Source organism: Lapidilactobacillus bayanensis (assembly GCF_003946695.1).
GTDB lineage: Bacteria > Bacillota > Bacilli > Lactobacillales > Lactobacillaceae > Lapidilactobacillus > Lapidilactobacillus bayanensis.
This window is the reverse complement of record NZ_RHOX01000027.1, coordinates 1-25,633: the sequence shown is the minus strand read 5'-3', so window position 1 is coordinate 25,633 and position 25,633 is coordinate 1. Positions and strand designations below refer to the sequence as shown.

Sequence of the window (25,633 nt, the reverse complement as noted above, 5' to 3'; positions counted from 1 at the left end):
TTAATGGTGGTATTCTTATGTTGGGTCATGGAGTTGTCCTTTCTTGAGTTTAGTCACTTTAAGTGTAGGTCTCCATGACCTATTTGTATACTTTTGGTATAGTTATTTGGTGTTGCACTTGAATTGTAAATCCGGGGTTTATTTTTATTAATACATTAACACAAGATATTTTCGTTGCTCTAATTATTCTTGGCAATATCACGATACGACGCAACTTCGTCATCAGTTGCGAGTACGAAATGTCCGGGAATAATCTCTTGTAAGGTGCGAGATTTGCCATCGAATTCAATTGTGTCGTCGTAATCAGTACGGTGGCGCGAGCGTTCATAAACTGGATCTGGTAAGGGGACAGCTGAGAGTAAACTTTTCGTGTAGGGATGTAGCGGATGATTGTAAACTTCGTCAGCCGTAGCAACTTCCATTAATTTACCGTTATGCATAACGGCGATTCGATCGCTAATATATTTAACCATCGACAGATCGTGGGCGATAAATAAATAAGTTAAATTGCGGCGCTTTTGAATGTCACGTAGTAGGTTGACAACTTGAGCCTGAATGGAAACATCCAATGCGGAGATTGGTTCGTCGGCGATGATAAATTTGGGTTCAACTGCTAAAGCGCGTGCGATGCCAATGCGTTGTCGTTGGCCGCCGGAAAATTCATGAGGATAACGAGTAGCGTGATCGTGACTTAAGCCAACTAAATCGAGTAATTCATTAACCCGGGCAGCGCGTTCTTGGTCGTTGTTGACAAGATGATGAACATCTAATCCCTCAGCAATAATATCTTTAACCTTCATACGCGGATCTAATGACGCATAGGGATCCTGAAAGATCATTTGCATCTCACGCCGGAATTCAAGCATGTCGCGGTGCTTGATCTGACTAATATCTTGACCGTGAAAAAGAATTTGTCCACTAGTAGGATTGTAAAGACGAATAATACTGCGACCGGTCGTGCTTTTACCAGAGCCGGATTCACCGACAAGGCCAAATGTTTCGCCTTCATAGATGTCAAAACTAATATCGTCGATCGCTTTGACCTCGTTAGTTTTGCCAGCATTGAAATATTGTTTGAGATGTTTGACTTCAATTAGTTTTTTGCGCGGTGTTGGTGTTGTTCCATCAGTCATCAAGATCATCTCCAATCTTTTCGTCAATGGTTGTGTTGTGCTGATCTTGTTGTTCGGCTAATAAAGCGCGATATTCGGCTTTACGTTGTTGAATTGCTGTTGGCGGTGTGACTTTTGGCGCGTCAGGATGCAATAACCATGTAGCAGCGTAATGCGTTGCGGTCACCTTGAAGAAAGGTGGCATTGCCTCATAATCAACGGCCATCGCATAAGGGTTACGTGGTGCAAAAGCATCGCCTATAGGTGGATTTAATAAATTGGGTGGTGTCCCCGGGATCGCATACAGTCGTTCTGCGTCTGTTTTAAGCGTCGGCATTGAATTTAACAGTCCCCAGGTGTAAGGATGCCTAGGGTCATAGAAAATCTCGTCTACGGTACCAAATTCGACGATTTTGCCGGCATACATCACGGCGACGCGATCAGCAATTCCTGCGACGACTCCTAAATCATGGGTGATGAAAATAATTGACGTGTCAATCTTGTGCTGTAATTCTTTCATCAGATCAATAATTTGAGCCTGAATCGTGACATCTAACGCGGTTGTCGGTTCGTCGGCAATCAGAATTTCTGGGTCATTGACAATCGCCATGGCAATCACAATCCGTTGCCGTTGCCCACCAGAAAATTGATGAGGGTAGTCTTTCAGCCGATTTTTAGCGTTAGTAATCCCTACCAATTCCAATACTTCTTCGGCACGTTTTAGCGCAGCTTTCTTAGTGGCCTTGCCATGAATTAATAACGGTTCAGCAACTTGTTTACCAATCGGCATAGTCGGATCTAACGAGGTCATCGGATCTTGAAAAATCATTGAGATATCGTTGCCACGTAAGTTTTCAATTTCATGAGGTGTCATTTTTAAAATATCTTGGTTTTTAAAATTAATGATACCGTCATCAATATGCGCATTGTTGGCTAATAGCCCCATAATGCTGCGAACAGTAACGGATTTTCCTGATCCGGATTCACCAACAATGGCTAAAGTTTCACCTTTATTTAAGTGAAAGCTAACATCGCGAATAGCCTGGACTTGGCCGGCAAAAGTCGCAAAATTAACTTTGAGATGTTGAACATCGAGAATTCGTTCCATAACGTACTCCTTTTTCAGCTGATCCTGTTTTTCAAGTTATTATTCTTGAGTCTTGGGATCAAAAGCATCGCGTAACCCATCAGCTAATAAGTTGAAAGCAATCATGATAATACTGATGACGGCGGCAGGATACCACATTTGATACGGTAAAAACCGGAATGTCTTTTGACCGTCAGCCAGTAACGTTCCTAACGAAGCGTTCGGTGCTGGGATACCAATACCGATGAAACTTAAGAAAGCTTCAAAGAAAATTGCCGTTGGAATTGAAAACATCGTTTGAATAATAATAGTTGAGGATAAGTTCGGAATTAAATGTTTAATCGCAATTTTGATCGGGGATTCGCCTAATGTGCGTGCGGCTAGAACATATTCTTGCGATTTTAGCGTGAGTGTTTCGGCACGCACTAAACGAGCCATGGTGATCCAACCGGTCAAGCCCATCGCCATGACAATCGAACCTAGCCCGGGCGTGAACAACAGCAACATCAAAATAACGATGACTAAATTAGGAATTGATGAAATAATCTCAATAATTCGTTGCATAATTGTGTCGGTCCGACCACCATGCCAACCGGAGATTAAACCGTAGGGTACACCAATTACTAAATCAAATAAAGTGGCCAACATGCCAATGAGTAGGGATAATGCGACACCTTTCATAAGCCGTGAGAATAAATCGCGACCCAAATAATCAGTACCTAGAATGAAATAAGTACCCTTAGGAACTTTGGCTTGGGCGTACTTATCAACAATTCGGCCACCAACATTAGCTTGACCGGAAAAACCGGGTATCCCTTGGCCAATTTTTGGTGGCAAGTTAGCATAGGCGACGTTTTGGGCGTTAGGATTACTTGGCGTCCACCAAATGGAAACTACAGAAATCATAATAATGATCAATAATAGCCAAAGCGAAACAGTCGCAGCACGATTCTTCCGTAAACGACGTAAAGCATCCTGCACAAAAGTTAAAGAAGGCGCGCTAATCTTTTCTTGTTCGTCAACATTAGCCGCGGCGACGGGTTTAAAACTTGCTGGCTTAATTTGAATTTTTCCAGAATGATCTGTCATTAGTTCTGCGCCTCACTTCCGCTAAGTCTGATCCGAGGATCGATTAAACCGTAAAGAATATCAACAATTAAGATGACCACCACTAGCATTGTGGAGTAAAGAATGGTTAAACCCATAATCGTGGGATAGTCATTAGTGGTAATTGATTTAACGAATTGTTCACCGATACCAGGAATGGAGAAAATATTCTCAACGACCATCGAACCGACCATTAAATCGACGGCCATTGGTCCAATAATGGTGACAACTGGGATTAAAGAATTTCGTAATGCATGTTTAGCCACAGTTTGCCAAGGCGAATTGCCTTTAGCACGAGCAAGTTCGATGTAATCTGAATTTAAAACGTCGACCATTTCCGTCCGCATGAAACGTGCTGTGGTGGCTAAGGGTGCCATGGCTAAAGCGATTGTTGGCAAAATGCTTGATGAGAAGCCATCCCACAATGCAATTGGGAATAGTCCCAATTTAAAGGCAAGGAAGAATTGCAAAATAACTGCGAAGACGAAATTAGGAATGGAACGACCGATAATTGCAAAGAAGGTTGCGACCGTGTCTACCCAAGTGTTTTTACGAATGGCAGCAATGGCACCCAATAAAATACCTAAACCAGTACCTAAAATAATGGCTTGTAAACCGATTTGCATCGAAGGCCCAATGCGGCTAGCAATTAAATAAGAAACGGGTTGATTATTAAATTGAAACGACGTACCAAAATCACCGTGCAATAAACCGATCATATAAATCCAATATTGTTGCACAATCGGTTTGTTTAAACCATATTGCTGATCCATAATTTTGATTTGCTCAGTTGTCATTTTGGCTTGATTGGCGTATGGCGACCCCGGCATTAATTTCATTAAAAAGAAGGTGGCAGTCGCGATAATGAATAAAGTCAAAATCATATAGCCAATTCTCTTAAGAATATACTTTCCCATGATTGACACTCCCATAGTTTTGGTACGACCAAAACAAAAAGTTACTTACTTAATCTCACTAAAGTTAAATTTTACCTGTTCCTGTTGCTTTTGTAAAAGAACCTGTCATCTATTTTGAGAAAAATCATTGGCGGAATGATCTGGATACAAAATAATCACAATAATTGACTACTATTTGTTGTCGTCACTGATCTAAGGTAGTGGAAACTAAAACTATTATTTTGTGGTTCTTCATGCTTGCGCAAAGGTTGCATATGGAGTCTAGCGCGGTACCGTGAGGGAAAATAAATACTTTCGCTGGAACGTGGTGGCGTTGCAACCAAAATAGTGGCGACTAGAACTGTTATTTTACGGTTCATCGCGCTTACGCAAAGGTTACGTATGAAATGTGGTGGATACCGTGTCGGCAAATAAATACTAGTCGCTGGAACGTAGTGGGCATCGATTTGAGCCGATTAAAGTTCAAATCGTCTCAAATGCGAGCCTTAATGTAAGCAATAAATTGCTAACATTAATGTCACTACTGAGCGGTATTTCTTTGCCGCCACTAAGCTAACAAGATGGCAACCTTTGCGCAAGCGCTGAATTGATGTGTGGTTGAATCGCCCCGAAGTTTTAGAAGTACAAACTTGTAGGTAAGTCGTACTAACGCACATTAGTTAGTGCCGGAGGAAAATCGCGGTCAGCCGCGGAATTGTTGTTAGTGGTTTACCACTTACAACAAAGCTTGAGTTTGAGACGAATTGGGCTTTATTCGGCTCAAACCAAGCTCGCAGCGTTCCACCAGCGTATTTCCCGCAGGCACGAAGAACCACTATTTATATAAGCAACCCGTTATTCTCCGCACTCTGATTGAAACGTGCTCAAGGCAACTGGCGGTAGTGAATTTAAGCGTGAATCTCACTGCATTAGCATGCATTGATCTTCCCGTTTAAATTCATACCGCCAACCCGTTGTCTTGAGCACTCTGATAATTTTCTGCTAAGTTTTGGTTTGTTTTAGATGTAGGTGTGGTTATTTGGTATAATAGATTTTTAGAATAGTGATGTTTTGAAAGGATGGCAACATGGCAGCTGATTTATTAAACGGGCTTAATGATAAACAAAAAGAGGCAGTGCTAACGACAGAGGGGCCGCTGTTGATTATGGCGGGCGCGGGTTCTGGTAAGACGCGGGTACTGACTCATCGTGTTGCTTATCTGATTGAAGAGAAGAACGTTTTGCCTTGGCAAATTTTGGCAATCACGTTTACGAATAAGGCGGCCAAAGAAATGCGCGAACGAATTAGCAACTTGCTTGGCGAGGGTGCTAATGATATTTGGGTATCGACTTTTCATGCCCTTTGTGTGCGAATTTTACGTCGGGAAGCCGAGAAAATTGGCTATGCCAAAACATTTACGATTGCTGATCCTGCTGAACAATTAACGTTGGTTAAACGGATTTTAAAACAATTAAATTTAGATCCTAAAAAATATGATCCTAAGGGTATTTTAGCGCAAATTAGTAACGCTAAAAATGATTTAAAAACACCTGAACAATATGAAACTGAATTCGCTTCTGCACCTGGTTTTGAAAAAATTGTTGCCCAAGTTTATCGCTTGTATCAGCGGGAACTAGAGCGCGATCAGGCCTTTGATTTCGATGACTTGATTATGCAGACGATTCGGTTATTTCATACGAGTGACGAAACATTAGCCTTTTATCAACGTAAGTTCCGTTACGTTCATGTTGATGAATATCAGGATACTAACGAAGCACAATATCAATTGGTGCGGCTGTTAGGTGCTGGGTATCGCAATGTTTGCGTGGTCGGTGATGCCGATCAGAGTATTTATGGTTGGCGTGGTGCGAACATGAGTAACATTATGAATTTTGAAAAAGATTATCCGCATGCCAAAATGATCATGTTGGAACAGAATTACCGTTCCACCAAGAATATTTTAGACGCCGCTAATGCCGTCATCAACAACAATAATTATCGTAAGCCCAAAGCGTTGTGGACTGATAATCCTGATGGCAAAAAAGTTGTTTATTATCGAGCTCAAAGCGAAACTGACGAGGCCGATTTTGTTGCTGCTAAAATTGCCGAAGGGGTTCAAGCGGGTGATTTTAACTACGGAGACTATGCTATTCTCTATCGAACCAACGCGCAATCTCGTTCGTTGGAGTCGCGTTTAGTCCAACAAAATATTCCGTATAAAATTCTTGGTGGTCATAAATTCTATGATCGCAAAGAAATCAAAGATATTTTAGCCTACTTACGGTTAGTGGCTAACCCTGCGGACTCGATGAGTTTTAATCGAATCATTAATGAGCCAAAGCGCGGTATGGGTGCTGGTACAATTGCTAAGTTACAAGCTTTTGCGGATGAACACGATTGGTCGCTTTTAGAAGCTGCTAAAAATGCTGATCTTTCGGCGTTGGCAACTAAACCACGGACGGCGATGTTAGACTTTGCTAAAATGATTTTTGACCTCCGCGAACAACGAACGACTTTATCAATAACCGAATTAACCGAGGCGCTGTTGGACCGTAGTGGCTACAAACATCAATTTGAAATTCAAAAGACGATTGAAGCCGATACGCGTTTAGAAAACTTGAGTGAATTCTTGACAGTTACCAAGCAATTCGACGATACTTATGAACCTGAAGATGACGAAAGCGATATGCTAACCGACTTTATCGCCGGTTTAGCGTTAGTTTCGGATCAAGATGATCTAGAAGAAGACATTAAGCAGGTTACACTAATGACGTTGCATGCAGCTAAAGGTTTGGAATTCCCTGTGGTCTTTCTGGTTGGAATGGAGGAAGGGATCTTCCCGTTATCACGCGCATTGATGGAAGATGACGCCTTAGAAGAAGAACGACGGTTAGCTTATGTCGGGATTACTAGAGCTGAGAAACAACTTTATTTAACGAATGCCTATAGCCGGATGTTATACGGTCGAACTCAAAGTAATCCACCTTCACGGTTTATTGGTGAAGTTGATCCAGAAGTTTTGGAGACAGAGTCAGCTACTAATGCTGGTTCATATCCGTTTGATCGCGGTAGCGGCAGTTCGCGGGAACATCAATATCAAGTTCGCGCGCAAGCTAGTACTTATCGTGAAACTAAGGCCGCTAAAAAAGCCAGCGGTTCGGTTGGCGCTGAGAAATTAGCTTGGCAAGCCGGCGATAAAGTTGAACACCGCAAGTGGGGCCAAGGAACAGTTGTCCAAGTTGAAGCAAATGGTGCTGACATTGAATTAACCATCGCCTTTCCAGATATCGGTGTTAAACATTTAATGGCCGCTTTTGCACCAATTAAAAAAGTCGAAAAGAATTAGAGTGCGAAAGCCAACGGTTGGGTGTTTGTATTTAAACGGGAAGATTGCTGCGTGACAACGCAGTGAGATTCACGCTTAAATACACGACACCCAGTTGGCTTGAGCACGTTTCAGATCAGAGTGCAGAGAAAGTCGGGTTGACAATGAGCATTAAGAAAGCAATGAAAAAGTTCATTTTTTGAACTTATTCATTGCTGGCTTAAGCGGAGTTGTCAGACTTTCGCAGCACATTTCAAACCAGAGTGCGAAGAACAACGGGTTGATGGCATTAATTTAAGTGGAAAGATTGATGCATGTTAATGCAGCAAGATTTACACTTAAATTACTTGCCATCAGTTGTTCGTAGCACGTTTCAAACCAGAGTGCGAAGAACAACGAGTTGACTGTCTTAATTTAAACGGGAAGATCATTGCGTGTTAACGCAGTGAGATTCACGCTTAAATTATGTACAGTCAGTTGTTCGTAGCACGTTTCAAACCGCAAAGTAGCGTTTCCCCCAGGTTCTAGTTGACGAGTTAAAGGAGCTATTATGGCATTAGAAAAAGCAATTGCTGAATTTTCCCACGCAGAAGCTGCTATTAAAATTGCCAGCTTGCGTGTAAAACTAAAAGAATATGCGACGGCTTATTACACCGCTGATGCGCCAGTAGTTGAAGATGCTGTTTATGACGAACAATATCGGGATCTCCAAGACTTAGAGCAGGCGTTTCCTGATTTAATAACGGCAGATTCGCCGACACAAAATGTTGGCGGGGCCGTTTTATCAGACTTCACGAAGGTTACCCATGAAATCCCGATGCTTTCCATGGGCGATGTTTTTTCACTCGAAGAGTTAGCGCAATTCAATCAACGTATTGTTGCAGCAACTAATCAGCCTAGTGAATATAGTGTGGAATTAAAAATTGACGGTTTAGCGATCTCATTGCGTTATGAAAAAGGTAAATTCGTTGAAGGCTCGACTCGCGGTGATGGTAATGTTGGTGAAGATGTTACCGCCAATCTCAAAACGATTAAAGCAATTCCGCAACAACTATCAGAATCAATTGATTTGGAAGTTCGCGGCGAATGTTACATGCCTAAGGAATCCTTTGCTAAGTTAAACGAACAACGTGATCGTGATGGTCAGCCGACATTTGCCAATCCGCGTAATGCCGCTGCAGGAAGTCTACGCCAGCTTGATGTCAAAATTACGGCGCAACGAAATTTAGATACGTTTATGTATACGATTGTTAATGCTGCCAATTATAATGTCCATACACAGCGTGAAGCTCTAGCACAGTTGGAAAAGTGGGGGTTCCACACTAATCCTGAATCCATTGTTGCGACCGATGCCGCTACTGTACAAGCTTTTATTGAACGTTACCAGAGTCGTCGTGATAATTTGCCTTATGGCATTGATGGTGTGGTTTTAAAAGTTAACGATTTAGCAGCACAGTTAGCGCTGGGCAACACGGTTAAAGTGCCGCGTTGGGAAATTGCTTATAAATTCCCGCCAGAAGAAGCAGAAACCATTGTTCATGATATTGAATGGACAATTGGCCGAACCGGTGTGGTGACGCCGACTGCCGTAATGGATCCTGTTCAATTAGCGGGGACGACAGTTGCCAGAGCAACCTTACACAACCCTGATTTCTTAATGACTAAAGGTGTGCGGATTAATGACACGGTCAAAATTCATAAGGCTGGCGATATTATTCCAGAGGTTTCTGAAGTTGTGCTAACTAAGCGACCTGCGAATAGTCAACCATATGAAATTCCAACTACTTGTCCGTCTTGCGGTGCCAAATTAATTCATTTGGAAGATGAGGTAGCACTACGGTGTGTTAATCCAATGTGCCCGGCGCAAGTTAAAGAAGGACTAACGCATTTTGCGTCCCGAAATGCGATGAATATTGATGGCTTAGGGCCGAAGATTATCGCACAATTATATGATCGTCATTTAGTCAAAGATGTGGCTGATCTATATCAATTGACGGCGGCGGATTTAGCTGATTTAGATAAATTCCAAGAGAAATCAATTCATAATTTATTAAATGCGATTGAAAATTCTAAAGGTAACTCGGCGGAGCGTTTATTATTTGGTTTGGGTATTCGTAATGTTGGGGCCAAGGCAGCACGATTATTACTGGAACATTTCCGCTCATTACCTGCTTTAATGGCTGCTGGTGCTGACGAAATCGGTACGATTAAAACAATTGGTCCAACGATTGTTGATAGCCTACAAACTTATTTTGCTAACGAACAAGTACAACAATTAATAAAGGAATTACAAGCCGTTAATGTGAATTTCGACTATTTAGGACCAGCAACATCAACACCAGTTCAACCCAATTATTTCCAAGATAAAACCATTGTCATTACCGGCAAACTCAATCGTTTTACTCGTGATGAATTAACGGCACGTTTGACTGAATTAGGAGCGAAAGTAACCGGCTCGGTTTCAAAAAAGACGGATTTATTAATTGCCGGTGAAGCTGCCGGTAGTAAATTAACCAAGGCTCAGAACCTAGATGTTACAATTATTAACGAAACACAAGCAACGCAATACCTTAATGAGGTGAAAGAATGAACCACATTAAAAAGATTCGATTAAGTTTAATCATGATTGCAACAATTGCACTACTAGCTGGTTGCGGTAATTTGCAAAATTCCGGATTAACGAATAATACTACTGGCAGTAATAGCACCAGTAAATCTTCTAGTTACCAAATTACAGGGGCAACGGATGGTACGCAATACAGTGCGTTGTTAAGTAACGGTAAGTACAAAGTTAGTGCTGCACGTGGTTTGTTAACTGATCAAAACGCTAATACTTTTAATATTGATAGTTTTGAAAGTGGCTTGACGACGTTAAGTAAGAGTGAATTTTCACCAAAAAAATATGCCTTTCAAGAAGGACAACATATTTCACGAACCACGGCTAATAGCTGGTTGGCACGACAATCTAAATCTAATCCGGATGGGTTGAATCCTGTTGATAATGGCAAAACTGATCCCACAACGCGGAACCCCATTTATTTACAAGATATTTTGGAACAAGATTACTTAGTGCATAAAGGCAATACTTATGAGCTGAGTGGTGTTGCAATCGGTTTAGGTATGAACAAGGTCGATAACTATCGCAAGGAGAAATACGGTGCTGTTTATAAGACAACCATCTCCGAAACAGCACGCGAACAACAGGCTAAGTCAATGGCCGAAAAGATTCTCAGCCGCTTACGACAGAAAAAAGCCTTAGCCAATGTCACGATTGTTTTTGGTTTATATGAGCAAGCTGAAGATGATAGTTTAGTTGGTGGTACTTATTTTGCGACTGCGGTTAGCAAATCAGGGACGACGATTGATCAATGGAATTCAGTCTCTGATAAAAACGGTGTACTGCCCGTTGTTAACGATGAAAAAGCAATTAACGATGGTGACAGTGACTCATTTAATAACTTCAAAAGTAAAGTTCAATCGTTCTTCCCCAATTTAAGCGGTGTAACAGCGCAAGTTCGTTATCAGAACAATAAATTAGCAGGAATGAATATTAAAATCACGACCCAATTCTTCGGTGAGAATGAAATCCGAAGCTTCACACAATACACGGATACAGCCGCTACTCAATATTTGCCAGCAGATGTGCCAATTGAGATCACAATTTCTTCGGTTGAAGGGATGCAGGCCTTTTTGAATCGAGATAGTGGTGAGAAGACATTTTATACGCATGTATTTGGCAGCTACTAGTTTTTAACTGCGGTTTGAAATGATAGAATGAATAACGAAGTATTAGACAAGATTAATAATCAAATTTGCCAATAAAGGGGTTTAGCTGATGATATCCAAAAATGATGTAGAACATGTTGCTAATTTGGCACGCTTGTCACTTAGTCAAGACGAAGTTGATAAATTCACCACACAATTAGATCAGATTATCTCAATGGAAGATGAATTATCTCAAGTTGAAACGGAAGGTGTTAAACCAACGACTCATATTACCGATGAAATTAATGTCTTTCGCGAAGATGTACCGGTTGATGATGGCATCACGCGTGACGACTTGTTAAGTAATGTGCCAGAAACAAAAGATGGTTTAATTAAAGTGCCATCAATTATCGACAAGGGGGAAACGGACGCGTGAGCAACTTAAAGAAAGATCTTGAAACCTTACATCAAGAATTAGTCGCGGGTGACATTAAAGCCGCTGACTTAGTTGAAGAATCACTGGATACCATCGAAAAACGCGATCCTGAGCTGAATGCCTTTATCACAGTCAATGACCAACAAGCATTAGCAGACGCCGTTACCTTGGACGAAAAGGGGATTAGCGACGCAGATAAATTAGCGGGAATCCCGATTGCTTATAAAGACAATATTGTCACGAAGAATTTATTAACGACTGCTGGTAGTAAAATTCTCAGTAACTTTCAACCGGTTTATGATGCCACCGTTGTCGAAAAGTTAAGCCAAGCTGGTATGATCAATCTTGGTAAGACTAACATGGATGAGTTTGCCATGGGTTCATCAACTGAATCGTCTTATTTCCAACCGACTCATAATCCTTGGGATCTTGATCGAGTGCCTGGTGGTTCGTCAGGTGGTTCTGCTGCGGCAGTTGCTGCCGGTGAAGTTCTTGCTGCCTTAGGTAGTGATACCGGTGGTTCAATTCGGCAACCTTCTGCTTATAACGGCATTTTCGGCATTAAGCCAACTTATGGTCGTGTTTCACGTTGGGGGTTGATCGCCTTTGGTTCAAGTTTTGACCAAATTGGTGTGATGACTAAACGCGTTAAAGATTCTGCTTATATTTTATCAGCAATGGCTGGTCACGATATCAAAGACAGTACCAGTTCTAAACAAGCTGTTCCTGACTTTACACAATTCATTGGTCAAGATATTAAAGGCTTGCGTGTTGCGGTTCCGGATGAATTCTTCGGTGAAGGTATCGATGAAGAAGTTAAAGTTCAAGTCGAAAAAGGCTTGAAGGTCTTAACAGATTTAGGTGCAGTGATTGATCACGTCCAATTACCTTATACCCGTTATGGCGTTCCTGCTTATTATGTCTTGGCTTCTAGTGAAGCTTCCTCAAATCTCCAACGTTTTGATGGTATTCGTTATGGCTATCGGGCTGAAGATGTCAAGAATTTGGAAGATGTTTATGTTAAGAGTCGTTCCGAAGGCTTCGGTCCTGAAGTTAAACGGCGGATTATGTTAGGAACATTTGCTTTGTCAGCTGGTTATTATGATGCTTACTTCAATAAAGCTGCCAAAGTTCGAACATTAATTAAACAAGATTTTGAGCGAGTGTTGGCCGATCACGATTTAATTATCGGACCAACTTCACCAGACACCGCCTTTAAGATTGGGACGATTGTTTCTGATCCGTTGAAACTTTATTACAAAGATGTTTTGACGATTTCTGCCAATATGGCGGGTGTCCCATCAGCTTCTGTTCCAGCGGGCTTTGATAGTCAAGGTCTGCCAGTCGGAATGCAGTTAATTGCTAAGCGCTTCGATGAAGGGACGATTTTTAAAGCTGCTGCTGCATTTGAAGCCGCAACGAAATACTATGAAGTTGAGCCAAGCTTTAAAGGAGGTGTGCGGTAATGAATTTTGAAACAACAATTGGTCTAGAAGTCCACGTTGAATTAAAAACAAAAACAAAAATGTTTAGTCCATCACCTGTGACGTATGGTGCTGAGCCCAACACCAGTACGAATGTGATCGATTTTGGTTTTCCCGGTGTCTTGCCAACCGTTAACCGTGAAGCCTATCGTTTGGGCTTGATGGTCGCGCTGGCGTTACATGCTGACGTTACCAAGTACACTCACTTTGATCGTAAGAATTATTTCTATCCAGATAATCCTAAAGCTTATCAGATTACGCAAGCTGAAGAACCCTTAGCAACTAACGGCTGGATTGAAATTGAAGTTAATGATGTTAAGAAGAAAATCGGAATCGAAGAAATGCATGTTGAGGAAGATGCCGGTAAAAATACCCACGGGGACGACGGTTATTCTTATGTCGATTTAAATCGGCAAGGCACGCCGTTGATCGAAATTGTTTCCAAACCAGATATTGCATCACCGGATGAAGCCTATGCTTATTTGGAGCAATTGCGTAAAATTATTCAGTTTACCGGAGCTTCCGATGTCAAGATGGAAGAGGGCTCAATGCGTGTTGATACCAACATTTCAATTAGCCCAATTGGTTCTGACAAGCTTGGTCAAAAAGCTGAATTAAAGAACTTGAACTCTTTTAACCACGTTCGTTTAGGCCTAGCCTATGAAGAGAAACGCCAAGCCCAAGTCGTGATGGCGGGTGGCGTTGTTCGACCAGAAACGCGTCGTTTTGACGAAGCTTCTGGTGAAACAATTCTAATGCGGGTTAAAGAAGGTAAAGATGATTATCGTTATTTCCCTGAACCCGATTTGCCTGCTTTTGAAATTGAGGATGAATGGGTTGACCAGATCAAGTCAGAAATTCCAGAAATGCCTGACAAACGTCGCACACGTTATATTAACGAACTAGGAATTCCTGAATATGATGCTGGTGTTTTGACACAGACGAAGGAAATGTCTGATTTCTTCGAAGCAACGATTGCTGATGGCGCGGATGCAAAGCAGGCTTCAAACTGGTTAATGGGGGAAGTTAGTGGCTATTTAAACGCTAATAAGCTAGACTTATTGGAGACTAAATTAACCCCGATTAACCTGTCAACCATGATTAAGTTAATTCAAGACGGGACGATCTCTTCCAAAATTGCTAAGAAAGTCTTCCAAGAAACCATTAAAAATGGTAGCGAACCAAAAGCTTGGGTTGAACAAAAAGGTTTAATTCAAGAATCAAATCCTGAAGTTCTAACCCCAATCATTACCGGCATTTTGGATGCAAACGAACAATCAATTATTGATTTTAAGAACGGTAAAGACCGCGCGGTTGGGTATTTAGTCGGTCAAATCATGAAACAAACACACGGCCAAGCCAACCCTAAAGTCGTTAACCAAATCCTAATGGCGGAACTGAATAAAAGATAAGGAAACAGAGTGCGAAAGCCAACGGGTTGGGTGTTTGTATTTAAACGGGAAGATCATTGCGTGCCAACGCAAGGAGATTCACGCTTAAATGCACGACACCCAGTTGGCTTGAGCACGTTTCAAAACATAAAATAAATGAAGCCGAGGTTTTTGGTCCGGCTCCGTTAAGTGAAAGGCGGCAACGTCAATGAGAATGCGTGCTCGACTAATTTATAATCCGACTTCTGGACATGAAACCATGTTGCGCAATGTTGGAGATATTTTAAATATTTTGGAGCGAGCTGGCTATGAGGCTAGTGCGTTCCAAACCACGGCCGAAGAGTTTTCGGCTGCTAAAGAAGCACGCCGAGCTGCTAAGGATGGCTTCGATTTGATTGTTGCCGCTGGCGGCGATGGCACCATTAATGAAGTTGTTAACGGTATTGCGCCGTTGAAACATCGGCCTAAAATGGGTGTTATTCCGGCTGGAACAACGAACGATTATGCGCGGGCGTTGAAAATCCCTCGTGATGACGTCCTTGCTGCCGCAAAAGTGATTCTCAAAGGTCAAACAGTCAAGATGGATATTGGTCAAGCCAATGACAAATATTTCATGAATATTGCTGGTGGTGGCTTTTTAACTGAACTTACTTATGATGTACCTTCTGATTTTAAGTCGGTCTTAGGTTATTTGGCTTATGTGGTTAAAGGTGCGGAAATGTTGCCACGGATTAAACCTATTGATATGCATATTCAGTTTGATGATGGCGAGTATGACGGCAAGGCTTCGATGTTTTTACTCGGCCTGACCAATTCAATCGGTGGTTTTGAACAAATTGCTCCTGACGCTTCATTAGATGACGGCAACTTTGCTTTAATCGTCGTTAAATCTAGCAATCCAGTTGAGATTATTAAGCTAATGGGCATGGTCCTTAACGGCGGGCGTCATGTTAATGATCCTAATATAATTTACACGAAGACACGCAAAGTTGTGGCCAAAGCTAAGCATGGTCAACAAATGAAGATTAATTTGGATGGCGAATATGGTGGCGATGCGCCAATAACTTTTGTTAATTTACGCCAGCATATTGAAATGTTCGCCAATGTGGACGAGATTCCTAATAGGGCACTGAGCGCACCAGAAGATCTTGATGAAAAAGAAAATGATCACGTTGAAGATCGTGATTTGCAGTAACGTAATTATGGACTGGGACAATTGTTTGTCAAAGTCCATATTTTTTAGGTAACGGTGGTAGAATGAGAAAGTTATAATTGTTATGAAATATTGCGTTGTGGTTCTAAACTCAAAATCGTATTCCACGAATTCATCTGCGCTAAGTATTCTTTCGCCGCCACGACAACGCACCATGTTCCATAAACGACCGGTATGAAAGTGTGAAGAAGTGCAACCTAGCAGTTTTAGTTCTCACTTTTTTAATTAGCGACGCCCACAACGTTTCAGCATCTATTCGTAACTAGAAGTGAACCAGTAAAATAAAAGGAGTTATTATGGCAAAAACGAATGCACCAGTTAAGAAGAATGACGTGTTAACAGGAACAGTCATGGATTTAACTTATCAAGCTATGGGTGTGGTCAAGGTTAACGAGCATTATCCAATTTTTATTGCGAACGCTTTGCCTGGCGAAGAAATTAAATATGTCGTGACCAAGTCCAACAAAAATTATGCGTTTGGTCGTTTATTAGAATTCGTGACAACAAGTCCAGATCGAGTTAGTCAAGAAAATTCAGTTTATCTACAGACTGGGATTGCACCTTTAGCACACTTATCTTACCCAGCACAATTAAAATTTAAGCAAGAACAAATTAAGGCGCTTTTCCAAAAGGATAAGTTGGCGCTTGAAGTTAAACCAACGCTTGCAGCACCAGAACCCACACATTATCGAAACAAGGCTCAGATTCCGGTGCGTCAAGTTGAAGGCTGGTTGCAAACTGGTTTTTATCGCCAACACTCACATAAACTTGTGCCAATGACCGATTTCATGATTCAAGATCCAAAGATTGATGCGACGGTTGAAGCTGTACGCGATATTTTGCGAGAGTTACATGTTCCCGCCTATAATGAAGAACATAATTCAGGTGTCATTCGTCATATTATGGTGCGACGCGCACGCAAGACTGGTCAACAAATGGTGGTCTTAGTTAGTCGGCAACGGCGTTTACCACAAGAACAGACCGTGATTGCTCAGATTAGCGAGTTACCAGAAGTGACCAGTATTATTGTTAACTACAATCCTAAAGTAACGAATGTCATTCTTGGTGCGCAAGAACGTCCGGTTTATGGTGAATCATATATTGAAGATGAGCTGCTGGGTAAAAAATTTCGGATTTCGGCACAGTCATTCTATCAGGTCAATTCACAGCAAACCGAAAACTTATACAAGACGGCAATTGAATTGGCTGATTTACAGGCTGATGAAGTTGTTGTCGATGCTTACTCAGGTATTGGTACAATTGGGATTTCAATCGCGGATCACGTTAAACAAGTACGTGAAATTGAAATCGTTCCAGAAGCGATTGCCGATGCAAAAATCAATGCACAATTAAATAACGTCAATAATATTGACTTCACTGTTGGTAAAGCTGAGGAAATTTTGCCTGAGTGGGTTGAAAAAGACCAACCAATGGATGTTTTGATTGTGGATCCACCACGCAAAGGTTTGCAACCAGAATTTATTGAGGCCGTGTTAAAAGCTAAGCCTAAGAAGTTGGTTTATATTTCTTGTAACCCGGCAACATTGGCTCGTGATTTGCGCTTATTAATTGATGGTGGTTACACGGGTACAACTACCCAACCTGTTGATATGTTCCCAATGAGCAATCACATTGAAAGTGTCACTGCCTTAACATTGGCTTAATCTGAAGGAAGACAGCATGGAAGATTTATTTTTAGGGATCGATATCGGAACAACTGCGATTAAATTTGGTGTTATTGCTGCTGGTGAGTTTATTTATCAGCAAGCATTGCCTATTCAAACTTTTTATGGTGATCACGGGGCTAAATATCAATCTGCACGGGAATTGTTAACACAAATCAAACTAGGTATTCAAAAGATTCCGGCTAATTTACGCGCGGCAATCAAATTGTTAAGTTTTAGTGCGCCGATGCATAGTTGCCGACCAATTGTGCCTGGACAGGTAAACGATCGGATTTATATTTGGTCTGATACACAAGCACAACAAACAATCGCTGCTTATCAACAAACAACGCAAGCTCAAGAAGTTTATTTGAAAACCGGCACGCCGATTCATCCCATGTCACCATTTGCGAAAATTAAACATTTTAAAGATCAAGACCAATATTCAATCGCGACAAAGTGGTATGGAATTAAGGAGTTAGTTTTACAGACATTTACTGGTGTCGCACGAATTGATCTGGCGACCGCTTCAGCAACTGGCTTGCTCAATATTCATTCTTTGCAATGGGATCAAGAGATTCTAACAGATTTAGGAATTGACGAGCAGGCACTGGCCGAGTTAGTCGCGACGACTGCAGAATTTGCGATTGTACCGGAACTTGCCACAGAATTAAATCTCGCGCAAGATGTTACGGTTGTGGCCGGTGCCAGTGACGGTTGCTTGGCGGCATTGGCTGGTTTTAAAACCACCGGGATTGCTAATAGTTTGACGATTGGGACGAGTGCGGCAGTTCGTAAAGTCTCTGCCAAAATTGAGTTGGACCCGGCTCGTCAGAATTTTTGTTATTATTTGCAACCTGATCACTATATTATTGGTGCACCTTCAAATAATGGCGGTAATGTGATTGCTTGGGCTAGTCAACAATTTGCACAGGATGCGACTGAATTTCATGCCGAGTTGCCAGCAATTTTACGCGCATCATCAGTGGGTGCCAATGGGGTACGATTTATGCCGTTTCTCAACGGCGAGCGAGCGCCATATTGGGATGCAGATAAAAAAGCCAGTTTCCAAAATATTAGGGCTGATCACACCCGTGCCGATTTAATACGTAGTGTTATTGAGGGTATGCTGTTGAATATTCATCAGCTGACAGATTTAGTCGGTGTTCAAGCGCAGATTTCGATTAGTGGTGGGGTGTTTCATTCGCCAGTATTACAACAATTGACCGCTGATATTTTAGGCTTAGATTGTTGGTTGTCTGCAGCCAACGAACCGATTGCCGGTCTCTATATCTTAATTACTGGTCAACAATTACGCACCACAACAAGGCTCACAGCGATTAAATTTGATGTGCAAACACACCAACGCTATCAACAGATCTATCAAGACTATTTCGAGTAAAAATAATTCGCTGATTTTTGGAAATTGAAATAAGAATGCCAGTTCTAACTCTTTGATGTTATCGTGGCGCAAAAGGATAATTTTGAGTGCTTTAAAGTTGTCGTTCTAATTGACTAGTACATTGGTCAAACAGAACGACAGTTTTAATCAATCAACTCAATTCAACTTTTGTGCTTTTTTTTCGCAAAAAAAAGACATTTCCTAGTCTGATGCCACAATTAAGTCGACGAGAATTAATTGAGCAAGGGTTAGAAAATGTCGCGAGTTGATCTGCTTAAAAAGTTATTTAGTTAAAAAATTCAAATTGATGTTAAAAGGGCACGTTTTAGTTGTCATACTTTCCTTTAATCACAAAGAATGAACCACGGATGATTCCGGCCAGCTTTGATTTTTGATGGGCAAATTTGAATTTCCCTTCAAATTCAGATGGAACTGCCATTCCGTCAGTAAGTTTAAAACCGACAGCACGTTTACCATCATCAGCTAAGCTATACAAAATATTGATTGCAAGTCCGTTTTCGTAAAAGACATAAGTCCAGCGAACGCCATCAATCGTAAGATCTGCTACTTCTAGTGGCTTGTAAGGTAACACCAAGTTTCGTTCTTGGAGAATGGTGCTGACGCGTGTTACCAAGTCTGGCCGTTCTGAGGCGGACTCAGTAATAAAAGGTATTTTATATTTATTCCAAAAATAACGTGCTTCATTTGCCCTTAAACCAGCAAAAGCAGTTGCAACTGGTGAAGTTTCTAAACCGATCGTACTGACTGTTTTAAAATCTACTTGATAACTCATGTTAATTTTCCTCGTCTCGTATTTAGTTAGTCTAGCTGTTGTAAACTACTGAAATATTATCAAATTCTAACACGATTGACACACAATTGATAGTAACTGCCACGGTCGGTCGAGCTGTACTAAATCTAATGTGAGTCTGGCCCCATAATGTGCTCAGTACCAATGTCATCATTTGAAATACTTTTTCTGATTGATTACAAAATACAGTATAATACGCAAAGGTGACATCTGTCTGTCATGATTAGAAATAGGGATCAAAAAATTCTTGTGTTAATTTTATTTACGACGCCACTGATTATCTTGTTGCTGACGTATTTTACTTTCTAATAGCTGTAGGTAGTCGTGGGAATAGATTGAAAACGATTCGCAACAGGCAATAACCAATTAAACCGCCCAATGTATTTAAAATTAAATCATTCAGATCAAAGATGCGGTTACCTAAATAAAAGTAATTCATGATCAGCTGACTTAGTTCAATTATGGAACTTGTACCAAAGGCAATAATCAAAGCTGCCTTGAAGTTGGCAAACTTAGCGTTAAGCAGGGCAATGAGAAAGGTGAACGGCATTAACAAGAGTAAGTTACCCCAGACTTGGCTACTTCTGTAGGAGAATATTTCCAGTAAGTTGAAGTTTGTCATAACTTGTTGTTGACCGAACCCATTTTTTAATAGCGTACTATTAGCGAAAATCCAGTTGATGGGGAAAATAGTCACATCAAAAAGTAAATATAAATAGATTAGCAATAACGCCCAAGTTAATAGGTTCAGCCAGTTCTTCTGTTTTTTTGTTAAGACGATTCCGGCAAAGATTAATAAGAAAATTGGCGCCACAACAGCCGCGTTGATCAGCAACATTGGTTGATAATGATTAGAAAAATTAAGCATGGTAATCTCCTTGGCGGTTGGATTGTCGGGATCAGTTAATTTTTAACCTAAGGCCGAAGTAAAGTTGAGCTAATTGTGCCGCCTGCTCGGGATTAACAATCAGTCCGCGCAATTGTGATCCATCGACATCCAAGCGCTGAAACTGGCAATTGCTTACGTCGATATCTTTTAATTTTGTAAACATTAGGCTGAGTCGATTTAATTGGCAGTGCTCGAAGGTAATCTTTTTAATTTTAGTATCGTTCATGCTGGCATCTACTAAGCGACTTTCAACGAATTGCGCCGTTTTAATTTGGCATTTATTCAGGGCAACCAAGTCCATCAAACAAGTAGTGAAGCTGACTTCGTTGAAGTAAGAGTTGTCAAGAACCGTGCCAACAAGCTTACAATTTTCAAAAGCAACTTCGTACAAACTGGCTTGATCCAGTTGACAGTTGGAAAAGTCGCAATTTTTAAAAATCGTGTTGGTGGCTTCAAATTTATTTAAGTCACAGTCGCTAAAAGTAACGTGTTCCACTAAACAGTTCTCGAAGATAGGGTGCGTCAAATCGAGGTTAGTGATGGTTTCGCTTTGTAAGTGAACAGCTTGTAATAGCTGATCTTCATTATTGTTGATATCGCCGAACCGGGCTTTTACTAGATGTTCTTGATCTAATTTTGGTAAACTCATTATTTTCTCCAAAGAAATGGACCTAGGACAAAAAATCCTGGGTCCGTTTTGATATTTTGAAATGTGCTCAAAGCAACTGATTGCTATGCTTAACCAGTTGCTTTGAGCATTCTGATTTGAAACGTGCTCAAGCCAACTGGGTGTCGTGTATTTAAGCGTGAATCTCCTTGCGTTGACACGCAATGATCTTCCCGTTTAAATACAAACACCCAACTCGTTGGCTTTCGCACTCTGATTTGAAACGTGCTGCGAACAACTGACTGCGCATAATTTAAGCGTGAATCTCTCTGCGTTGGCACGCAGCGATCTTCACGTTTAAATTAAGACAGTCAATTCGTTGTTCTCCGCACTCTGATTTGAAACGTGCTCAAAGCAACTGGCGGCAGTGATTTTAAGCGTGAATCTCCTTGCGTTAACACGCAATGATCTTCCCGTTTAAATTAAGACCGTCAATTCGTTGTTCTCCGCACTCTGATTTGAAACGTGCTGCGAAGCGCAGTTAGTTCCGGTTAAGTTAAACCAGTTTAAATCTTAAACAGCAAAGATTTTAACTGGTTTGAACTTAATCCTCACTAACTACCCGCGCTTCTCCGCACTCTGATCTAAATTAATTACAACTTTTTAGGTGCGGGGTTGCTTTTAATGTCAGGAGCTGCTTTGGGTTGGTCCCAAAGTTGTTTGATGGCTGGAATTTTACCGAGGCTGTCTAAAGCGGCGGTTGGCATTACGATTGTGTTGTTCTTGCCTTCAGCAACTTTTTCCATGGCTTCTAAGTTCTTATATTGTAAGTAAGCATCGGTATTATGAACCAGGGCTTCGTTAACGGAGTTGATTTGATCACGAATTGCTTCGTAAAGGAGACGTTGACTTTGAGCGCGACCTTCAGCTTCAAGAATTTGAGTCTGCTTATTACCTTCAGCTTCCAAAATAGCAGATTGTTTACCACCTTCTGCTTTGGCAATGGCAGCTTGTTTAAAACCTTCAGCCTGCATGATGTTGGCTTCTTTTTCACGGGAAGCACGCAGCAACTTATTCATTGATTCTTGAATGTCATGATCAACTTCAACGGAATCGATGTTTGCACGATCAACGTTTAAGCCATAGCCAGCAGTAACTTCACTTAACTGCTCGAATAGTGAACGATTAATCGTCTCGGTGCCATTTAAAACGTCATTAAGGTCCATGTTACCAATAATGCCCCGTAATGCAGCACGAGTGTCTTGCACCATGCTGGTGACAGAGTCTTTGTTTTTGTAAACATAGGCGTTGACATCGGTAATGTGATATTTCAGTGTTTCAGAAATCTTAACCACAACGTTATCCTTGGTAATTACTTCTTGTTCAGCTACCCGCATCGGAATCTGCTTCATATTAACAACTTCAGTGATCCGGTAAATAATCGGTAGAACAATATGGAAACCAGGTTCCATCGTCTTAACGTAAACGCCCAAGCGCTCAACAATACCCACTTCACCAGTATGAATAATGGCAATTGATGAGAAGAGAATCCAAAGTAGAAATGCTGCTACAATAACAATAATAACAATCAGTGCAATATTCCCAAACATATTATCCTAACCCCTTTCAATAGGTCAATCGTGATTCGTGACGGCGAGCAACCAATCCTAGTGGCGTTGCACCAACGATCTCTAAGGTATCGCCCACTTGCGCCGGTCCGTCAATCACATAATGATAATAAACACCATATTTCTCAATTGTGCCCGTGTTAAATTCACTGGTGTTAATAAAAGTCATGCCAATCAACCGATCATCTAGCATTGTTTCACCTCACGATCTAACTGGCTTTTATTATACGCTACTATCAGCCTGATTTGTCCAGAAAATGAATAATATTTTTTGATTATTAATTTTTAGATATTAACTATTTTTGAATAGAAGACTGAAATAGCGAGGATAAACAGCCTAAAAAATTAATACTAGCACTTAATAACCGTTCAAGATGAAATTTCACTATACAAAAAATACCCTAGTTTTCTAGAGTACAAATCAGAGTTAAATTAAGGGCTCAAGGCTGCTTCATTTTTAACTGACTTAAGGCTTTTTCTGGGACGTCGGACTCACTAAGCTGTTCCCAAGAACGGACGTCACCATGATGATAGATCACTTTTAAATAGGCATTACGTTTCAGTGGCCGTGGCTTGCTGCCATAAAATCCGAGTTTAATTTTGCGACCACTGGCATCAAATCCGGGTAACTTGTAATAGTAATCAACAACTGCATTGCCAGCATCGTCTTTAAATTGGCGCCGCTCGCCATTAGTTGTAATTTGTGTATAGTAAGTGTCACCACCGCGAAAGACTTGTTCTATAGCGAACCACGCGCCCAGAATTAAGCCAAAAACGACGACAACACCTGTTAATAAATTCTTCATCAATTAAGTGCGCTCCCTTTACGTTTCCTTAATCATAACAAGGCGTCGTTTAAGTAACCATTGAAATTAGTAACAGTTGCCTTACAAAATTGTCATAAGTTAGGACGAGTGACCGGAAATTGAGGTAGTACAAAGGTTATGAAGAAAAAACTGATTGCTAGAACGTGGTAGGAAGTTGTGCTTAACGTGATTGATGTTGTTTTCATTTCACCAGTGAATTTTCTCGAGGTGTCAGAAAACTTGTGGGCTATAATGCTTCAAAGTGGGCATTGCAAACTTCTATAGATTAATGATAAGTTTTTGCAAAGGACTATTTTGTTACCGGTGAGCGCTGTAAAATAGGTACCATTAGAAAAACAAGTACCATACAAATTGAATTTTGAGCGAATAGGAGACCGATAATTTGGCGCAGCGAGAACAGCTTCAGCGATCAATGGGACTAACTTCCGCACTGACAACTGTTATGGGGACAGTTATTGGTGGTGGTATTTTTTTTAAAACCGCCACACTGGCTTCATCGACGATGTCACCAAGTTTATTATTACTCATTTGGTTATTAGCCGGCTTTTTAACCATTGCCGGGGGATTGTGTTTGGCTGAAATTGCCACCGCTATTCCTGAAGCTGGTGGTGCCGTTAACTATATTGAAATTGCTTATGGCAAACTACCATCATTTCTACTAGGTTGGGCGCAAGTATTGATTTATTATCCTGCTAATATTGCGGCGTTGAGCATTGTTTTTGCAACACAACTCATTAGTTTACTGGGCTGGTCAACAGGATTAGTGATTCCCGTCGCACTAATTACGGCGTTCTCTTTAACGGGTCTCAATCTCTTAGGCGCACGATTAGGTAGTCTCGTCCAAAATTTAACTTTGATTATTAAATTAATTCCCATTTTGATCATTATTATTTTTGGTCTCTTAAATCCGCAAGCACAGCATTTGCAAATGTGGCCAGTTCAACCAGGTGGTCACAGTAGTTGGTTAACGGCTTTAAATGGTGGCTTATTAGCAGCAATGTTTGCCTATGATGGGTGGATCAGTGTGGGGAACATGGCTGGTGAGATGAGAAATCCCCGTAAACATTTACCAATCGCAATTATTGGGGGATTAGGTTTAACGACACTTGTTTATATTTTGATCAATTTAGCCTTTTTAAAAGCCTTACCGATTGGTCAATTAGCTGGTAATGCTACTGCAGCTGCTGATAGTGCTAAGATAATTCTGGGAACTTTTGGCGGCCGATTAGTAACGGTTGGCATCTTAGTTTCTGTCTATGGTGCAATTAATGGCTACACCATGACTGGGATGCGGGTTGCTTACGCAATGGGCGTCAACAATACCATTCCTTTTGCCCATCAGTTTCGTAAAACAACGCGGCATACCAAGGTGCCTTTATTAGCTAGTCTTGTCCAATTAATTGTTGCTACCGTCATGATTTTTATGGGTAACTTTGATTTTTTAACTGATATGCTGGTCTTTGTCATGTGGATTTTCAATACGATGATTTTTGGCGCGGTGTTCATCTTGCGTCGGAAATATCCGCTGCTGCCGCGCCCTTATCGAGTTCTAGGTTATCCCTGGATTCCCCTGATTGCTATAATTGGTGGTGCTTTTATTGTGATTTCAACTTTATTCACGCAGTTCAATTTGGCCGCGTTAGGAATCACGATGACGCTGCTAGGCATTCCTTGTTATTATTGGCAGCAGCGCCATCATCGTGAGCAAAACGAGTGACGAATGGCGGGCCTAGAACTGTTATGTTAGTGGTTCTTCGTACCTGCGGAATATCGTGGGCTTGTATTGAGCTAAATAAAAACCAATTTGTTTTGAATGCGATTTTTATTGAGAGCAGCGAATCCCAGAACTGTTATGTTACAGTTCTTCGTACCTCCAGAAAATATGCTGGTGGAATGTTGTGGGCTCGACTTTAAGCCAATCTACGATTGTCTTAAAGCTCGGCCTTGTCGTAAGCAATAAATTGCTAACGACAATTTCAGTGCGCCCGGCATGGGCATCAACTAGACGGTGAAAGTCCGTTGCGGGCCGTAGTAGTCGGAACCGTTAGT

The 25,633-nt window shown here is 41.2% G+C and carries 20 protein-coding genes; 10 read left to right on the top strand and 10 right to left on the bottom strand.

The features are described from left to right. Window positions 1–179: 179 nt before the first annotated feature. The 4 genes from EKM65_RS09450 to opp3b are packed head-to-tail and all read right to left on the bottom strand — an operon-like array spanning window position 180 to window position 4,223. Window positions 180–1,133, bottom strand: coding sequence for an ABC transporter ATP-binding protein (locus EKM65_RS09450; RefSeq protein WP_125607849.1), 954 nt, complete (start codon window positions 1,131–1,133; stop codon window positions 180–182). Beyond that, a complete protein-coding gene (locus EKM65_RS09445) occupies window positions 1,126–2,220 on the bottom strand; it encodes an ABC transporter ATP-binding protein (RefSeq protein ID WP_125607847.1) in 1,095 nt (364 codons plus the stop codon). Before EKM65_RS09445 ends, EKM65_RS09450 begins: the two co-directional genes overlap by 8 nt. 39 nt (window positions 2,221–2,259) lie before the next feature. Next, complete coding sequence (locus EKM65_RS09440) at window positions 2,260–3,288, bottom strand: ABC transporter permease (protein WP_125607845.1); 1,029 nt, start codon at window positions 3,286–3,288, stop codon at window positions 2,260–2,262. Further along, complete coding sequence (gene opp3b, locus EKM65_RS09435; RefSeq protein ID WP_125607843.1) at window positions 3,288–4,223, bottom strand: oligopeptide ABC transporter permease; 936 nt, start codon at window positions 4,221–4,223, stop codon at window positions 3,288–3,290. Before opp3b ends, EKM65_RS09440 begins: the two co-directional genes overlap by 1 nt. Before the next feature lie 1,066 nt (window positions 4,224–5,289). Here opp3b and pcrA point away from each other — a divergent pair. The 9 genes from pcrA (at window position 5,290) to EKM65_RS09390 (ending at window position 18,822) form a co-directional block, all read left to right on the top strand. After that, complete coding sequence (gene pcrA, locus EKM65_RS09430; protein WP_125607841.1) at window positions 5,290–7,548, top strand: DNA helicase PcrA; 2,259 nt, start codon at window positions 5,290–5,292, stop codon at window positions 7,546–7,548. A gap of 529 nt (window positions 7,549–8,077) precedes the next feature. Next, complete coding sequence (gene ligA / locus EKM65_RS09425) at window positions 8,078–10,117, top strand: NAD-dependent DNA ligase LigA (RefSeq protein ID WP_125607839.1); 2,040 nt, start codon at window positions 8,078–8,080, stop codon at window positions 10,115–10,117. Between the two features lie 5 nt (window positions 10,118–10,122). Continuing rightward, entirely contained in the window at window positions 10,123–11,274 is a 1,152-nt protein-coding gene (locus EKM65_RS09420; protein ID WP_125607853.1) for a CamS family sex pheromone protein, read from the top strand. 88 nt (window positions 11,275–11,362) lie between these two features. Beyond that, window positions 11,363–11,668, top strand: coding sequence for an Asp-tRNA(Asn)/Glu-tRNA(Gln) amidotransferase subunit GatC (gene gatC / locus EKM65_RS09415; RefSeq protein ID WP_191987320.1), 306 nt, complete (start codon window positions 11,363–11,365; stop codon window positions 11,666–11,668). Then, entirely contained in the window at window positions 11,665–13,134 is a 1,470-nt protein-coding gene (gene gatA / locus EKM65_RS09410) for an Asp-tRNA(Asn)/Glu-tRNA(Gln) amidotransferase subunit GatA (RefSeq protein WP_125607835.1), read from the top strand. The genes gatC and gatA overlap by 4 nt, the downstream gene beginning before the upstream one ends. Then, the gene (gene gatB / locus EKM65_RS09405) at window positions 13,134–14,564 is read left to right on the top strand and encodes an Asp-tRNA(Asn)/Glu-tRNA(Gln) amidotransferase subunit GatB (RefSeq protein WP_125607833.1); all 1,431 of its coding nucleotides are present in this window, start codon (window positions 13,134–13,136) and stop codon (window positions 14,562–14,564) included. The genes gatA and gatB overlap by 1 nt, the downstream gene beginning before the upstream one ends. A 187-nt stretch (window positions 14,565–14,751) precedes the next feature. After that, window positions 14,752–15,738: a diacylglycerol kinase gene (locus tag EKM65_RS09400; protein WP_125607831.1), complete on the top strand. Its 987-nt coding sequence runs from the start codon at window positions 14,752–14,754 to the stop codon at window positions 15,736–15,738. 314 nt (window positions 15,739–16,052) lie between these two features. Continuing rightward, entirely contained in the window at window positions 16,053–17,420 is a 1,368-nt protein-coding gene (gene rlmD, locus EKM65_RS09395) for a 23S rRNA (uracil(1939)-C(5))-methyltransferase RlmD (RefSeq protein WP_125607829.1), read from the top strand. 16 nt (window positions 17,421–17,436) lie between these two features. Continuing rightward, entirely contained in the window at window positions 17,437–18,822 is a 1,386-nt protein-coding gene (locus EKM65_RS09390; protein WP_125607827.1) for a gluconokinase, read from the top strand. Between the two features lie 325 nt (window positions 18,823–19,147). Here EKM65_RS09390 and EKM65_RS09385 read toward each other — a convergent pair whose 3' ends face one another. From EKM65_RS09385 to EKM65_RS09360, 6 genes are all read right to left on the bottom strand, one after another. Further along, entirely contained in the window at window positions 19,148–19,615 is a 468-nt protein-coding gene (locus EKM65_RS09385) for a phage tail protein (protein WP_125607825.1), read from the bottom strand. A gap of 316 nt (window positions 19,616–19,931) precedes the next feature. After that, window positions 19,932–20,501 carry a VanZ family protein gene (locus tag EKM65_RS09380; RefSeq protein ID WP_125607823.1) on the bottom strand — a complete coding sequence of 190 codons (570 nt, stop codon included), beginning with the start codon at window positions 20,499–20,501 and terminating at the stop codon, window positions 19,932–19,934. Between the two features lie 31 nt (window positions 20,502–20,532). Continuing rightward, on the bottom strand, window positions 20,533–21,354 hold the full coding sequence (locus EKM65_RS09375; RefSeq protein WP_125607821.1) for a pentapeptide repeat-containing protein: 822 nt from the start codon (window positions 21,352–21,354) through the stop codon (window positions 20,533–20,535). 428 nt (window positions 21,355–21,782) lie between these two features. Then, window positions 21,783–22,739 carry an SPFH domain-containing protein gene (locus tag EKM65_RS09370; protein WP_125607818.1) on the bottom strand — a complete coding sequence of 319 codons (957 nt, stop codon included), beginning with the start codon at window positions 22,737–22,739 and terminating at the stop codon, window positions 21,783–21,785. A 16-nt stretch (window positions 22,740–22,755) separates the two neighbouring features. Next, on the bottom strand, window positions 22,756–22,950 hold the full coding sequence (locus EKM65_RS09365) for a hypothetical protein (protein WP_125607816.1): 195 nt from the start codon (window positions 22,948–22,950) through the stop codon (window positions 22,756–22,758). Between the two features lie 247 nt (window positions 22,951–23,197). Further along, window positions 23,198–23,563, bottom strand: coding sequence for a YxeA family protein (locus tag EKM65_RS09360; RefSeq protein ID WP_225420446.1), 366 nt, complete (start codon window positions 23,561–23,563; stop codon window positions 23,198–23,200). 433 nt (window positions 23,564–23,996) lie between these two features. On the opposite strand from EKM65_RS09360, the gene EKM65_RS09355 reads away from it, so the two are divergent. Beyond that, window positions 23,997–25,301: an APC family permease gene (locus EKM65_RS09355; protein WP_125607851.1), complete on the top strand. Its 1,305-nt coding sequence runs from the start codon at window positions 23,997–23,999 to the stop codon at window positions 25,299–25,301. Window positions 25,302–25,633 lie beyond the last annotated feature (332 nt).